Here is a 14,469-nt window from a genome sequence, read left to right as displayed (position 1 = left end):
TCAATGCACCCCCTGCGTCTCAGCCTTTTGAATAAACTCGGTCAGCTGCGCCAAGTTCGGCATCGCTTCCGAGGAACTTAACTGGCTAATGACGATCGATGCCGCAGCACTCCCATACTTCAAGGCCGTTTCAATCCCCAGATGATGGCTGTAAGCATACAGGAACCCGGCAGCAAACGAATCACCTGCACCAAAGCTCTTCAGTACTTTCGTTTTGAAAACGCCAAAATGATACTTGTCGCCCGCCTTGGTGTAAGCATTTGACCCCTGAACGCCACTCTTGATGACGATCAGATTGGCGTCGTATTGGAATAAGGTTGCGATTGTTTGCTCATCGGTATTGCCCTGATGATTTTCCAAAACATCAAATTCATCGCGGGTGCCGATGATGACGTCAGCTTTTTGAGCAACAAGTTGGTAATACAGGCTGGTTTCTTCGGCATTTTGCCAAGTGTACGGCCGGAAATCCAGTTCGAAGATGATCTCGACGCCAAGTTCCTTCGCCAGCAAAAGTGCTTTTAGAATCGCCTCGCGTGACGGACTTTGCGCTAATCCGGTTCCTGAGATGACGAGCATCTGTGCTTGGGCCAAGTAGTCTTTTGAAACCTCATCGGCCGCTAAATATAAGTCAGCGGCTTCATTGCGGTACATCAAAATGTCGCTTTCTTCAGGACTAATAATTTCGGTAAAAGTCAGTCCGATTTTATGGCCGGCATCATCCTTAACCATTTGTGAGGTATCAATGCCTACTTCAGCCATGTACTGGGTCACATAATGTCCCAGTTGATCATCTGACACCTTGCCAATGAAGCCGACTTTTTGGCCTAGCTTGGCGGAACCGATCGCAATATTGGCTGGCGAGCCGCCAACAAACTTTGCGAAGGTCTTGGTTTCTTCTAACGGCCGATTATATTCCACCGCATTTAAATCAACGGCTGCTCGGCCAATGGCAATCAAATCAAATTTTTTAGACATCTAAAATGCTTCCTCCCTTGCTCATCAACCTTTTCTACTTCCGATCAATAATCCACGCATGTTCCGGGGCATTGTGAAAATGCCAAACCCGGGTCGGTCCTGCCATAATGTTGAGGTAGTAGCTGTCATACCCATCTGGAACGCCAACAGGATGATAGCCTTTAGGAACAATCACAACGTCTTGGTTTTGAACGGTCATGGTTTCATCGAGCGAGTGATCGTCTGTATAGACACGCTGAAAAACAAATCCCTGCTTTGGTTGCATTTCGTGATAATAGATTTCTTCCAGTAACGATTCCGTCGGTAGGTTGTCATGGTCATGGCGATGCGGCGGGTAACTTGACCAGTTTCCCGAGTCCGTATAAACCTCCACCAGCAACAATTTGTCCGCAAATGGCAGGTCGTCTGGCAAAATGTTTTGCACCAGTCGTTTATTCTGATACTTGCCGCGATGCTCGATTTGATGAATGTCGCCTTTAAGCAAACGAACCGGGAAAGACGTCGTGGTTGGCGAATAAGCAATTAAAATCTTGGCTGCTGTTTGTGCCGTGATACCAAACGACAAGCCGGTGCCAACATAAACGCTGTCAGTCGGAATTTTGTCAAAAACCGACTGCCGCTGGCCAATACCTTCAAATCGCTGTTGGTCGGCGGTTACCGTCACTTTTCCGGCCAAAACAACAATGCCGGCCTCAAAATCTCCCAGAGTTTCGTCATACGAGGCGTTCGCATCAAGCGCCAAAACCTTGACTGCCGTATATTTCATTGCCGAATTACTTGCATTGACATCCTGAATCAAATGCACGCCTGGCCGAATTTCCTGATTTTGCTTTTGATACAGTAAGCTCATCGTGACCCCCCTCTTTTCAAAGCTGCAGAACTTTTACTTGAACCGGCTTTGATCATATCGCGCCGTCACAACTTTCTTGTGCGTATAGAAGTCCACGCTGTCTTTGCCATTGGCATGCAGTGTGCCGAAGAACGAATGCTTCCACCCGGAAAACGGGAAGACCGCGATCGGTGCCGGAACGCCAAGGTTAATGCCTAACATGCCGGCGTCGATATTTTCTCTGAAGTAACGAATAGATGCGGCTGAGTCCGTAAAGAGGCAAGCCCCATTGGCTAACTCGGAACTGTTGGCAATAGCAACGGCTTCTGGCAAGTCCTTTGCCCGCATCACCGAAAGCACTGGCGCAAACATTTCATCGTGCCAGATGGTCATGTCGGTCTTGACGTCTTCAAAAATGGTCGGCCCAACGAAGTAACCATCGTGTTCCTTGGCTTCTTCCGAACCATCCAAAACCAGTTTGGCGCCTTCTTTGACCCCGGTTTTGATATAGTTCAAAGTCCGTTCCTGATTTTCTTTGCGGATAACCGGTCCCAGGAAGACCCCTTTGTCCAATCCGTTGCCAATCTTGATATCCTTAGCTGCCTGCGTAAATTTCGCCATGAATTTGTCGGCAATGCTTTCTTGCAATACCAAAACAGAAGTTGCCATGCAGCGTTCACCGGCTGATCCGAATGACGAACTAATAATGCCTTTCACAGCTGCATCAAGGTCTGCATCCGCCAAAACGATGGTATGATTCTTTGCCCCGGTTAAGGCCTGAACCCGCTTCAAGTGTTCACTGCCGCGCTTGTACACATATTCGCCGACCCGCTCGGAACCCACAAAACTAATCGCTTTAACATCCGGATGATCCAAAAGACCATTCACAACATCCACTGACCCATTAACGATATTCAGCACCCCATCAGGCAAACCTGCTTCCTGGAACAGTTCCACCAGTCGCTGGCTTGTCAGCGGCGTTTTCTCGGATGGCTTCAGCACAAACGTATTGCCGGTTGCCACTGCCATCGGAAACATCCAACATGGCACCATCATCGGAAAGTTAAAGGGGGTAATGCCACCAACAACGCCAACCGGATAACGGTAATTGGTCGCCTCAACATCGGTAGCCACCGTTGTTAGCGAATCCCCCATCATCAAGGTTGGAACGCCAGCTGCAAATTCGACATTTTCAATACCACGGCCGACCTCGGCAACTGCTTCACTGAGGCTCTTGCCGTTTTCTTCAGTCACGATCCGCCCTAATTCTTCCTGGTGTTCGACTAATAACTGCTGGTATTTGAATAGAATTTTGGCCCGCTTAGGAATCGATACCCGCTGCCAGGTCTTAAACGCGGCGCTTGCTGCGGCAACCGCATCGGCAACATCTTCGCTACTTGAATGCGGTACCCGAGCTAAAACTTCACCGGTTGCGGGATTGTAAACATCTTCGAAGGTTTCGGTTTTGGCGTCTACCCACTTACCATTGATAAAATTCTTGAGTGTCTTCACTGCTTGTTGCGTTGTCATTGAAACTGACTCCTTTCGTGCTTCTTTTTCAAGGATGATATGAAGCGCTTACATTTTCAAATAAATTGACTTTGGAAACTTAATTTTTGTTGATCTTGCTCTTTTCTGGGAACTTGTCGTCAAACTTGTTGTCCAATTCGATTTCTTCGAGCGAACGACCGGCTGTTTCTGGTGCAAACCGCCATGCGAAAATCAATGAAATGATGTTGGCTCCCACGAAGACAAGGAAGGTATTCGACATACCGATGCCTGCCAACATAACCGGGAAGAAATAACCGACGAAGAAGTTGCTGATCCAGAGGAAGAAGGTGGCAAATCCCATCCCCAAACCACGGATCCGCGCCGGATAAATTTCCGATAGCAGCAACCATGTCAGCGGTCCTAATGCGCCTTGGAAGAACGCCAGATAGATAATCGTCAACAAGATCGTGAAATAAGGCAACATTGGACTGCCTGCCAGAAAGTGGCTGGTCAGTGTAATACCGACAAGTGAAAACAAGGTACCGGAAATCCCGGTTAATAACATTTGACGCCGTTTGAATTTACTCATCAAATGCATCGTCACAATGGTTGCGACCACCGATGTAACACCGTTCAGAATATTGGCAATCAAGGCCGCGTTCTGACCAAAGCCGGTGGTCTGCAGAATTGTCGTTCCGTAGTACATCATGACGTTAATCCCGACAATCTGTTGCATGATGCCTAAGCCAATACCGATCAAAACCAGCCGTCTGATCCAGCCAATCTTCAAGTCGGCAATCGAAGCGCTCTTAACTTCCTGCGCGGATTTTAAGGAAATCTGGATCTTTTCCATTTCATCGCGTGCCTGATCCTCTGTCCGAATTTCTCGCAAAACGGTTAAAGCCTGATCCAGTTTGCCATTGGCCGCCAACCACCGCGGTGATTCAGGAACAAAATTCATCCCGATCCAAAGAATAATCGCCGGAATCGTGGCCAGCACTAACATCCACCGCCAAATGCCGGGAATATGGCCCAACGTCGTTCCTAAAATAGCATTAAACACAAAGGCCAATAACTGGCCGGAAACAATCATGAATTCATTCTGGGTCACAATCCGCCCACGGAGATTTGACGGTGCAACCTCGGCAAGGAAGGTCGGAACAATGACCGAAGCACCTCCGACAGCCAGACCCAAAACGAATCGAACTGACGCTAATATCGGTGCCGTTGGTGACAAGGCCGACGCAATTGTCGAGACAACAAACAACATCGCAAGTGCGGTAATCACCTTGTGCCGACCTTTACGATCGGAAATCCGGCCGGTCAAAACTGCCCCAAAAGCGGCCCCCAACGTTAATGAACTTGCTACCAAGCCTTCCATCGAAGGCGACATATTTAATTCTCCTGCCTTGGTCATGAATGGTAACGCACCATTGATCACCCCAGTGTCATACCCGAAGAGCATGCCGCCAAATGTCGCAATCACGGAGATAATCCGTAACCGGCGCCGTGCCGACTTAGGCAACTTCTCTGACTTGATCCCGCCAGTCGTCTGCGGAGCAAGCGCAGCCTCGCCTTTGTCGTTAACAATTCCTGCTTTGCGCATTTTCCATAGCCTCCAAACTTTTCTGAAGTTTTTTAGTACAAAGTTAAGCGCTTACTTTATGATCACATTGCCATCATATAGGCACACCCGATCAAAGTCAACTAAAAAGTATTCAACATTTGTTCATAAAATGACCAATTATTTGCAAATCCGGTCAAAAAGATGAATCTCCCTATACCATGATGGTATGATAAAGACAAACAACTAGCTGCTCCGTCAAAGGAACCCAATGTTATCTTCGCCGTTTTGCGCATAGATCAAAGCAGATTTTATGTTTGAATGTTGCCATTTTTCTTGAGAAAATCAGTACATTTTTTGGGCAGCCGGGGCATGACCAATTGCTCATCTGGAAATTAATCATGATCTGGCTGATAAGTTGCTCAAAAGTTGTTCAAAAGTTTGTCATTAAATGCTATAATCAAATTGCTTATAGAAATGAAGAAGGTGACATCCATGCTTAGAAAAGAACGAATTGATGCCATGCAAGCTTATATCAGCGACGTCAAGACGGCTTCCATGAAAGAACTCGAAGATAAGTTTGACATCGCTCCCAGCACGCTTCGTCGCGATCTGGCCAGCCTCATCGCTGCCGGCACCGTTAAAAAAGTGTATGGTGGCGTGACGGATAACACCACGACTCCCAGCACGAAAGGCAACGCCCTCACCGTTTACAGTGAGCGTCAATTAGCGGCACCGACCGAAAAACACCAGATCGGACGCGCTGCGGCCCAACTCATCGAACCTGAAGACTTGATTTTTATTGACTCCGGGACCACGACTGCTGAGATGGGCGGTTTTTTACCGACAGATTTTCCGTTCACTTTAGTTACCAACAATCTGCAGATTATCAATCAAGCCGCACCGCTTGCGAACATCAAACTCGTCATCATTGGCATGAATTTTGATCGGCGGACCCAGTCGTTTACCGGTATTGATGATATGAACATCTTCAGCCGGTTTAACATTGGCAAGGCGTTCATGGCCGCAACTGGGATTTCGCTGACACGCGGCTTATCCAACTCGGAGTACAACGAATATCTCATCAAAGCCGAGATCTTTAAAAAGGCGCACCGCAAGATCCTGCTCATCGATCAGTCCAAGTTTGGCCGCGTCTCGCTTCTCACTTATGGTGCTTTGCAAGACATCGATGCGATTGTCACCTATGGCAATGTTGACGCAAAATATCGCGATTTTTTGACTGAAAACAATGTTCAGCTCATCAATGCCAAAACGCAGCAGGCCGTCTCACCTTCATAAATTTCGTCACGGCACACAAAAACCCCCGCGGTCTCCCGCGGGGGTTTTGTTCAGTCATACAATGATGACTGCATCGTCATTTTGCTCCTAGAAATCAGTAGTATCCGGATCCGTTGCCAGACCCGCTTCGCCATGTAATGCATCAATCAGCGTCATGTCGTGATGGCTCAGCTCAAAGTCGAACAGCTGGGCGTTTTCTTTAATACGGTCGTCGTGCACCGATTTTGGCAGCGGTAGGAAGCCATGTTGCAGTGACCAGCGAAGCACCACTTGCGCCACGCTCTTGTTGTAACGTTCCGCAATCTTCTTAAGGGATTCGACTTTGAAGATTTTGCCTGTGCCCAGTGGACTATATGCTTCGCTCAAAATATCATGCGCCTTGTTATAGTCCACGACTTCCGGCTGCAAATCACTTGGATTCAGGAAGATCTGATTGACCATTGGCTTGACGTTAGCGGTCTTGAGTAACGCGTCCAAATGCTTGGCGCGGAAGTTCGACACACCAATCGCCCGTAACTTACCTGCTTGATAGGCTTCTTCCATGGCTTTCCACGAGCCGGCATTAGCCTCTTCCCAATTGTTCCGGAATTGAATCGGATTTGGCCAGTGAATCAAATAAAGATCGACGTAATCAACACCAAGCTTTTGCAATGAGCGATCGATGGCGGCTTTGGTTGCTTCATAGCCATGATCGGCATTCCACAGTTTGGTGGTCAAAAAGATCCGATCGCGCGGAACACCGGATGCCTTGATGCCTGCACCGACACTATCTTCGTTACCATAGGCAGCAGCTGTGTCGATATGCCGGTAGCCGGCAGCCAATGCGGTTTCCACACTGTGCTTGGCAACTTCTCCATCAGGTGTCTGCCAAGTGCCAAAGCCAACAATCGGAATCTCAACGCCATTGTTTAAAGTATACGTGTCTGTCAATTTGGTTAAATGTGCCAAATTCTGCATCTTCTTTACTTGAGAACTGATTTAAGCTTACCACAAGTAAGCAGCGTTTTGTATGGCCGTCTACCACTCAAAAATGAATGATAACGCGTTCGCAGTCGCAGAAATCTCCTGTTCACGCTCGGCTCACACCATTAGTTGATTCAAAAGCGCCTTACCGTCCGCTTCGCTCTTGCGGAAGGCTTTGCCTAATGCCAGCGTTTTGTCGACAATAATGCTCTGGGCATCGATAACGTGATACGGATGATCGCCCGCTTTTTCCTGCGCAAATGACAGCTCGGTGCAGCCGAGCACGATGACGTTGACATGAAAATCATCATGCATCCGCTTTAAGATGCGGTGATACAATTCAGCGTTAACTTCGCCTTTTTCCTTAACGTACTTGTAAATCAGTTCTGTGACCATGTCCTGAAGTGCCTGATCCCCTAGAACAACTTCGCGTCCCGTGTTTTCGATTTCCTGACTATAGATGCCATCTTTAATGGTACCTTGCGTGGCAATGAGTCCGATGCGTTTTTCATTTGGGAATCGCTCGCACATGTCGCGGATCGCCAGTCGCGGCATGTGTAACAGCGGAATCGGGGTTGCGGCCGCCAGCTGATCGTAAAAATAATGAGCCGTATTGCAAACAATCACAATAAACTCGGGATTCAGCAAGCTTTGTGCCTGGATATCCTCAAGTAAATCCGGATAAAAGCTTGGTTTGCTATGATCCAAAATGTAATCGGTTCGATCCGGCACGGTGGCATCATTGACCAGAATATAATTGAGATATTCCTGATCACTGTGGGCATGCGTCCGTTGATTAAGCAGCCGCACGTAACTTTCTGTTGCGGGTGTGCCCATGCCTCCGATTACCGTGAAAAATTGACGCATTAATATCAGCCTTCCTGTAACGACTTGCCAACTTCTTTTACAACTGCCATGTCGGTTGGCCACGGCGTATTGACGCCGCGAATCTTCTGATAAGGATCCGCGCCTTTACCGGCTACGACCACCACATCTTGCGGGCCACTGGCTTTAATCGCTTCGGTGATGGCTTCTTTCCGATCAAGCACCTTATGAACTTTGACCTTACTGTGGTCGATTTTGCTGTCGATTTCGTTGACAATATTAGCAGGATCTTCGTAACCGGGATCATCGGTTGTGAGATAGGCTTCCGTAGCTAGTTCAGTAAGCACTTTGGCAAACCCCGGCCGCCGGGAAACGCCTTTATCACCAGGCGACCCGACCACAACCAGCATCCGCGGATCTTTGTATGAACGCTTCAAAAATGATAAAAGTGCCTTCATGCTGGCATAGTTATGGGCATAATCAACATAAACCGTGCCATGACCAGCAATCTGAACATGTTCCATCCGCCCGGGTATTTTAACCTTAGCAATCCCCGGAACTGCCGCCGATGCATCAACCCCTGCCAATCCGGCGCCGATGATCGCTGCAGTCGCGTTGCTTTCATTAAAATCGCCGATTAACGCAAGCGAATAATGGCCGCCAATATTGAGTGCGGCCGCTTTTTCCGTTACCGGCACTAATGTAAAGCGACTTTCGGCAACGTCCGCTTCCTGACTGTCAAACCGAAAGTCGATGTCAATATCGTCGCGCTTAGGCTTGAAGCCGGCACTGGCAAATAAATAAATACTTTCCGAATAAGTCGTCGTTGTCGCGGCGGCATAAACCTGGTCAAAATGCTCGGTTTCGGCATTAATCACGACTTTACGGGCGTTAACCAGCAATTGCAGCTTGTTGTGCAGATAGTTGGCAAATGTCGGATGCTCGTTCGGCCCGATATGATCCGGCGTGATGTTCAAGAAGAACCCGACATCATAAGTCAGCCCGAAAACGCGATTGCGCAGATAAGCTTGACTTGACACCTCCATCACCAGATGGGTCATGCCGTTTTCAACTGCTTCCCGCATATCACGGAATAAATCCAGGCTTTCCGGCGTAGTCAGGTTTGATTTGAAGCGTTGATTCGGTTCCGGGCCGACAACCGTGTCAATCGTTGAGAATAAGGCGATATGCCGCGGACGCGCTTCGTTCAAAATGGCTTCAGTGAAGTACGATGCCGTGGTTTTGCCTTTGGTACCCGTATAGGCAATCACAAACAGGTCATCTTGCGGATAGTCGAAAAAGGCAGCGCTGAGAATCGCCATGGCTTTGGTAATATTCCGGACAATTAAGGCATTGAGCCCATTACCTTCCACATACGGTTTTTCCGCGACATAGGTTTTGGCGCCATTGTCTTTGGCCATCGACAAATAAATCGGCCGAAACTTATCACCCTTGCAGAAAAACAGCGTCGGGCCAGACACTTTCCGTGAATCATAAGCAATGCCGGTCATGTCCACATCTTCGGTGGTTTGGATGGCCGCGCTTTTGAGTAAATGGTGTTCCTTCAACAATAAAATACAAGCTCTAAGTGATAGTGCCATTGGGCTGCTCCTTTTTATATGCCGTTATTTCAAGCTTCATTATAGCATAAGCATTAGTGTGGCTTTGCCAATGATTGATCATGTGGTCAAGTGACGATAAGCCAAAATCGGCCGATGATCAAGCATCCCCACTTCCCGGCTGAATCGCAAGAATCGTTACCTGATAAGTCCCGCTTGGCGCCGTGACTGTGACGGTATCACCTGCATAATGCCGCCGAACTGCCGCACCCAGTGGGGAATTGATGGCAAGTTTATCAGCGCCCATGCCGGCTTCTGCCGGACCCACTAACTCAAAGGTATCCTCATCATCGTCATCATCAAACTTAAGCTTGATTGTATTGCCAATATCAGCCATATCGCTTGCTGCCGGCGCCGTGACTTTAGCATAACGAATCAGCTTATCAAGATACCGCAGCCGCCCTTCCAACTGCCGCAGTTCACGTTTGGCCGCACTGTATTCGGCATTTTCCGACCGATCGCCTAACGCTGCGGCTTCGGCAAGATTCTTGATCTTCTCCGGACGAATCGCTTTCAGATCCTCAACCTCTTGCTTCAGACTAGCCAATCCGGCCGGCGTAATTTCGTGATAAGTCACCATGATGACCGCCTCCCTAACAAAAAGGTGAACGTGTTGATCTCCGTTTCGGAGTCCAAAACATTCACCACTTAACATCATTGTTGTCGCTTAAAAAATATTGCCGAAGAAATCACCAATCCCGCGGAAGATCAGGACAAAGAAGTTAGCCTTTGGATCTGCCTTGGTGGTCTTAAGCGTGATCCCTTCACGTTTTGCACCGCCGACAAATCCAAGCGAATCACCCTTGGCCGTCACTTCCAGATGGCCGATCGTAGCACCTTTCTTAACCGGTGCTTCAATCGTGTTCTTCTTGACCCCTTTTGCAGGTGTATAAGTATACTTTAGATCCTGTTTACTGGTATCTGACGGAACCACTGCGACAGCCTTGGTGACTGGGGCAATCGGCGTTGTCCGTGCTTTGCCGCGATTAACCGTGACACTGCGATAACCTTTGATGCCTTGTCCAGCATCAGCCAACTTCACGGTCTTCCAGTTTTCCAGAACATGATTCATCAATTTCTTGGTTTGGTCAAAACGCCGAGTCTTAGCATCCCCATTGGCGTGTAAGACCACTGTGATAATCCGCATGCCGTTCTTTTTGACTGTACCAGTAAAGCAGTCACCGGCAGCGTCGGAGGTGCCGGTCTTCAATCCGTCAACCGGCAGATTTTTGTCGTATGAAACCAGGCCCTTCAACATCCAGTCCCAGTTTTCCATATTAATCGCGTCATCTGTCCCTTTGCGGAAAGTCTGTTTGGCGATGCTGGTGGTTTTCAGGACTTCCGGATGATCTTTAAGTAAGTGTTGCGCGACTTGGGCCATATCTTTGGCGGACATTTCGTTTTCCGCCTGATCGCCGGTACCGGGTACTTTAGCGTCTTTTAACTGGCTGTTGTTGAGGCCAGTCACGTTGACAATTTTGGCATCCGTAATGCCCCAGCTCTTAAGTTTGGCGGTCATTTGATTGACAAACTTTTCCTGACTGCCGGCCACTGTTTTGGCAAGTAGCATCATGGCGGCGTTGGCCGAATAAATCAGCGAGGCATCGTACAATTCACGTACCGAGTAGGAACCATCCCGCCGCAATGGCACATTGCTAAGGTCGCGATCCTGACTAAGTGACCAGATTGTCTTATCCAAAGTCACCTTGTCGTCCCATTTGATTTTTCCTGAATCAATGGCGTCCAGCACCAGTTCGATACTCAACATTTTGGTCATGGATGCAATCGGCAAGACGCTGTCGGCATTCTTGGCGTACAAAACTTTCCCGGTTGTGGGTTCGATGGCAACCGCTGCCTTGGCATCAACCACATTCGTATCGCTACTTTCCGCAGCAGCAACCGAGACTGCTGGAGCAGCACCACCAATCATTAACACCGCGACCATCGCGGCAATCAACCCACGCAACAACTTCTTCATTTTGACTTTCCTGCTTCCTCATTAGAATGATTTTGGTTATCGGTCAGTGAAGCACCGACTTTTAATGGTAAATGAATCACAAAACTCGTCAACTCCGGACTGGAATCGGCATAAATATAACCGCCATGCAACGCAATAATGCTTTGGGCAATCGCAAGTCCCAATCCGGTTCCGCCGGTTTCCTGCGAACGACTTTCTTCAACTCGATAGAACCGGTCGAACAGCTGATTCAACGAGTCGTTAGGAATCTGGGCGCCATCATTGGAAACTTTCACAACCACTTCACTGCCAATGCGCTGTGCGTCCAGAAAAATATGCCGTCCGCCTTGACCATACTTCAACGCATTGACAATCAGGTTGTTGAACACCCGTCCCAGTTTCTCGGTGTCGGCCTCCATCATTAACGGATTCGGCTCACCGCTGACGAGAATCCGCATATGTTTCTTATGCGCTTCGAGCTCAAAACTGGCAGCGAGCTGTTCCAGCATCGCAATCATGTTAAACCGAACCGGGTTAAGCTTGGTGGTGGTCGACTTGACTTTCGTATATTCAAACAAGTCTTCAACCAGCACCTTCATTTGTTTGGCTTTCAAATAAGCGGTGTGCGTATATTTAAGCAACTCTTCGTCACTGCGGTACTGATGGTCTTCAATTAATCCCAGATAGCCGATAATGGACGTTAACGGCGTCCGAATATCGTGGCTAACGTTGGTGATCAGTTCATCCTTGCTTTGCTCGATACGCCGCTCTTCCGCCATCGAATTGACCGTCGAATCAACCAGTGCATTGATGCTGCTGACGACCTTTTGCAACTCGGTGTTCACTTCAAACTTAATCCGATGATCAAGATGGCCGTCTGCAATATAATGCAACTCGGCGATGACGTGGCGCATCTGCATTTGCCGATACCGCCGCGCCAAGCGCCAATACACCACAATCACGTCGGCAATCGCCATCATGGTAAGAAACAGATTCGACCAGCTCCAGAGGTGAAAACCGCCGCGGCCAAAAGTCAAATTCGTTTTCACGCCCCAGATGGCATTTTCCAATCCGGGGTTATGCGCGATCATCTGATTAATCAGCACCAACAACGCAAAGTTCAGCATCAGTAGCAAAATCACCGTCACAATGCCTTCAATCCACAGTTCGGATTTTTCCTTTGCGGTGAGTTTGACTTTTTCGCTCATGAATTAGGCCTCGACCTTGTAACCAACGCCCCAGACGGTTTCAATGACCTTCTCACCATCAGTTGCCTCTTCAATTTTATCGCGGAGATGTGACACGTGGACCATGACGGTTTTCGCCGAAACAATGGATTCCTGTTGCCAAACCCGCTCAAAAATTTCGTCAGCCGAAAAAACTCGGTTGGGATGGCTTGCAAGTAAATACAAAATACCGAATTCCAACGCGGTCAGCTGAATTTGTTTGCCGGTCAAAGTCGTCACTTCATGGCTGTCCTTTTTGATGGTTAACGGGCCAACCTCAAGCACATCCGGTTCCGGATTGGTGACTTCGTTTTGACTCCGACGCAACAGACTCTTGACGCGCGCCATCACTTCTAGCGGGTTAAACGGCTTGGTCACGTAATCGTCGGCTCCGGTAATCAGACCCTGAATCTTGTCCATATCCGCCGTTTTGGCTGATACAATGATGATCGGAATCTGCGAATCTTTGCGGACTTCTTTCACCACATCCATGCCCGACATATTCGGCATCATAATATCTAAAATCATCAAAGCAATATCCGGATTGGTCACGAGTTTGGTAATCGCTTCTTTTCCCGAGTATGCTTGAATCGGTTCATAGCCTTCGTTTTTTACGTAAATGCTCAGTAATTCAACGATTTCTTTATCATCGTCAACAATTAATATCTTCATGTTTTTAACTCCATTTATAGAACGATCGGTAAGGGCTGTCACATCAATGTCCATTGTACCAAAATTGAAGCGGGAATTCTTTACGAAAAACCTAAGAAAATGCGGGTTGCAGCGTTATTCATTCTTAAAAGGAGGCGGCATTTTTGGAAAAATTAACCAATGTTGTGGCCGCCAGTCTGCCTCAGGACATGCGAATCGCCGGTATCAATATCGCGCATACCAGCGGCAGTACCTATTGGCTTTTGTACCAACAGTCAGACTGGTTAACGTTGCGGCTTGCCACGCACGTCCATTGGTTAAATGGCGTGCAGCAACTACAGGTTATTTGGCCTGATATGCCCGATGCTACTGGACTCAAACCGGTTTTGACCCAAGCATTGTTGAGTCCGGCAGCGCACCAAGCTGCATTTGAATTCAGGTCAATTGATATCGCCATTGCTAATATGCTGTTGTGGGCGGCAAACCGCAAACTGGTATTCATGCTGCGTCTGACGCCAGCAATGGCCAACGCCCACAAGCACCGTCAATTCGATTTGCATCAGGATCTTGAACCGTTGCCGCTTTTCCTGGGCGATCGGAATAACAGCAACGATTTGTTGTTACCGGTCGCTGATCAGCGGCTGAAGCAACACTTGATTCGGTTTTATAGTCGAAACCTGCTATTTACGCAATTTTCCGGTCATCATTTGATTAAGCTGTTACCAACCGCGCAATGGTTGCAGACGATGTTGACCATCATGCCGCCGACACGCGCCTGGCCATTAGCAGTGGCAACAACTTTTGGAACACAGGTACTTGAGGTTTTCCACCAGGCGCGATTGCGGCATCGTTAAGTTTTAAACACAAACGATATTGTGACACAATTCCGCAGAACGTTTATAGTTTAATGAATTCAGGTCGAAACAGAAAATTCTTAGGCAATAAGTTCCATGGCGTGCCAAACTGCGCAATCTCCGGCCAGCTGCGGCTGGAACGTGGTGGGCACGACTTAGAGCCTCTGCAAAACCGGCAGAGTCTCTAAGCTCGGCCTTGTACTACGCTGGGAAGAC

13 protein-coding genes are annotated in these 14,469 nt (G+C 48.3%); 2 read left to right on the top strand and 11 right to left on the bottom strand.

Translation table 11 applies throughout. The features are described 5' to 3' along the window. The 4 genes from iolC to LACPH_RS01120 all read right to left on the bottom strand — a co-directional run bounded on the left by iolC (nucleotide 1) and on the right by LACPH_RS01120 (nucleotide 4,901). Complete coding sequence (gene iolC / locus LACPH_RS01135) at nucleotides 1-975, bottom strand: 5-dehydro-2-deoxygluconokinase (protein WP_274784213.1); 975 nt, start codon at nucleotides 973-975, stop codon at nucleotides 1-3. A gap of 34 nt (nucleotides 976-1,009) precedes the next feature. Further along, the gene (iolB, locus tag LACPH_RS01130) at nucleotides 1,010-1,825 is read right to left on the bottom strand and encodes a 5-deoxy-glucuronate isomerase (protein ID WP_274784212.1); all 816 of its coding nucleotides are present in this window, start codon (nucleotides 1,823-1,825) and stop codon (nucleotides 1,010-1,012) included. A 33-nt stretch (nucleotides 1,826-1,858) separates the two neighbouring features. Then, complete coding sequence (locus LACPH_RS01125; RefSeq protein WP_274784211.1) at nucleotides 1,859-3,334, bottom strand: CoA-acylating methylmalonate-semialdehyde dehydrogenase; 1,476 nt, start codon at nucleotides 3,332-3,334, stop codon at nucleotides 1,859-1,861. A 79-nt stretch (nucleotides 3,335-3,413) separates the two neighbouring features. Then, nucleotides 3,414-4,901: a sugar porter family MFS transporter gene (locus tag LACPH_RS01120; RefSeq protein ID WP_025013244.1), complete on the bottom strand. Its 1,488-nt coding sequence runs from the start codon at nucleotides 4,899-4,901 to the stop codon at nucleotides 3,414-3,416. 453 nt (nucleotides 4,902-5,354) lie between these two features. Here LACPH_RS01120 and LACPH_RS01115 point away from each other — a divergent pair, with 453 nt between their 5' ends. Next, nucleotides 5,355-6,158 (top strand): DeoR/GlpR family DNA-binding transcription regulator, encoded by an 804-nt coding sequence (locus LACPH_RS01115; protein WP_025013242.1) that lies wholly within the window; start codon nucleotides 5,355-5,357, stop codon nucleotides 6,156-6,158. Between the two features lie 87 nt (nucleotides 6,159-6,245). On the opposite strand, the gene LACPH_RS01110 is transcribed toward LACPH_RS01115, so the two are convergent. The 7 genes from LACPH_RS01110 to croR all read right to left on the bottom strand — a co-directional run bounded on the left by LACPH_RS01110 (nucleotide 6,246) and on the right by croR (nucleotide 13,420). Beyond that, nucleotides 6,246-7,106 (bottom strand): aldo/keto reductase, encoded by an 861-nt coding sequence (locus tag LACPH_RS01110; RefSeq protein ID WP_039639701.1) that lies wholly within the window; start codon nucleotides 7,104-7,106, stop codon nucleotides 6,246-6,248. A gap of 132 nt (nucleotides 7,107-7,238) precedes the next feature. After that, complete coding sequence (locus LACPH_RS01105; RefSeq protein ID WP_025013241.1) at nucleotides 7,239-7,988, bottom strand: aspartate/glutamate racemase family protein; 750 nt, start codon at nucleotides 7,986-7,988, stop codon at nucleotides 7,239-7,241. 5 nt (nucleotides 7,989-7,993) lie between these two features. After that, nucleotides 7,994-9,547, bottom strand: a complete 1,554-nt coding sequence (locus LACPH_RS01100) for a UDP-N-acetylmuramoyl-L-alanyl-D-glutamate--2,6-diaminopimelate ligase (protein ID WP_306387142.1) — start codon at nucleotides 9,545-9,547, stop codon at nucleotides 7,994-7,996. Between the two features lie 118 nt (nucleotides 9,548-9,665). Next, nucleotides 9,666-10,145, bottom strand: coding sequence for a transcription elongation factor GreA (gene greA, locus LACPH_RS01095; protein ID WP_274784210.1), 480 nt, complete (start codon nucleotides 10,143-10,145; stop codon nucleotides 9,666-9,668). An 87-nt stretch (nucleotides 10,146-10,232) separates the two neighbouring features. Further along, complete coding sequence (locus LACPH_RS01090) at nucleotides 10,233-11,543, bottom strand: D-alanyl-D-alanine carboxypeptidase family protein (protein WP_274784209.1); 1,311 nt, start codon at nucleotides 11,541-11,543, stop codon at nucleotides 10,233-10,235. Next, nucleotides 11,540-12,730 (bottom strand): sensor histidine kinase, encoded by a 1,191-nt coding sequence (locus LACPH_RS01085; RefSeq protein WP_010489821.1) that lies wholly within the window; start codon nucleotides 12,728-12,730, stop codon nucleotides 11,540-11,542. The genes LACPH_RS01090 and LACPH_RS01085 overlap by 4 nt, the downstream gene beginning before the upstream one ends. Before the next feature lie 3 nt (nucleotides 12,731-12,733). Further along, nucleotides 12,734-13,420: a response regulator transcription factor CroR gene (croR, locus tag LACPH_RS01080; RefSeq protein ID WP_010489824.1), complete on the bottom strand. Its 687-nt coding sequence runs from the start codon at nucleotides 13,418-13,420 to the stop codon at nucleotides 12,734-12,736. A gap of 143 nt (nucleotides 13,421-13,563) precedes the next feature. Between croR and LACPH_RS01075 the strand changes: the two genes are divergently transcribed. Beyond that, nucleotides 13,564-14,253, top strand: a complete 690-nt coding sequence (locus tag LACPH_RS01075; RefSeq protein WP_274784208.1) for a hypothetical protein — start codon at nucleotides 13,564-13,566, stop codon at nucleotides 14,251-14,253. Nucleotides 14,254-14,469: the final 216 nt, after the last annotated feature.

The organism is Lacticaseibacillus parahuelsenbergensis, from assembly GCF_030770265.1.
Taxonomy (GTDB): domain Bacteria; phylum Bacillota; class Bacilli; order Lactobacillales; family Lactobacillaceae; genus Lacticaseibacillus; species Lacticaseibacillus casei.
Note: the sequence above shows the minus strand (reverse complement) of the source record. Positions and strands in the feature narration are given on the sequence as shown.

Excerpts from the sequence above, each read along its gene's own strand:
- iolC (WP_274784213.1), bottom strand. The coding sequence starts at position 975 with ATGTCTAAAAAATTTGATTTGATTGCCATTGGCCGAGCAGCCGTTGAT.
- iolB (WP_274784212.1), bottom strand. The coding sequence starts at position 1,825 with ATGAGCTTACTGTATCAAAAGCAAAATCAGGAAATTCGGCCAGGCGTG.
- LACPH_RS01125 (WP_274784211.1), bottom strand. The coding sequence starts at position 3,334 with ATGACAACGCAACAAGCAGTGAAGACACTCAAGAATTTTATCAATGGT.
- LACPH_RS01120 (WP_025013244.1), bottom strand. The coding sequence starts at position 4,901 with ATGCGCAAAGCAGGAATTGTTAACGACAAAGGCGAGGCTGCGCTTGCT.
- LACPH_RS01115 (WP_025013242.1), top strand. The coding sequence starts at position 5,355 with ATGCTTAGAAAAGAACGAATTGATGCCATGCAAGCTTATATCAGCGAC.
- LACPH_RS01105 (WP_025013241.1), bottom strand. The coding sequence starts at position 7,988 with ATGCGTCAATTTTTCACGGTAATCGGAGGCATGGGCACACCCGCAACA.
- LACPH_RS01100 (WP_306387142.1), bottom strand. The coding sequence starts at position 9,547 with ATGGCACTATCACTTAGAGCTTGTATTTTATTGTTGAAGGAACACCAT.
- greA (WP_274784210.1), bottom strand. The coding sequence starts at position 10,145 with ATGGTGACTTATCACGAAATTACGCCGGCCGGATTGGCTAGTCTGAAG.
- LACPH_RS01090 (WP_274784209.1), bottom strand. The coding sequence starts at position 11,543 with ATGAAGAAGTTGTTGCGTGGGTTGATTGCCGCGATGGTCGCGGTGTTA.
- LACPH_RS01085 (WP_010489821.1), bottom strand. The coding sequence starts at position 12,730 with ATGAGCGAAAAAGTCAAACTCACCGCAAAGGAAAAATCCGAACTGTGG.
- croR (WP_010489824.1), bottom strand. The coding sequence starts at position 13,420 with ATGAAGATATTAATTGTTGACGATGATAAAGAAATCGTTGAATTACTG.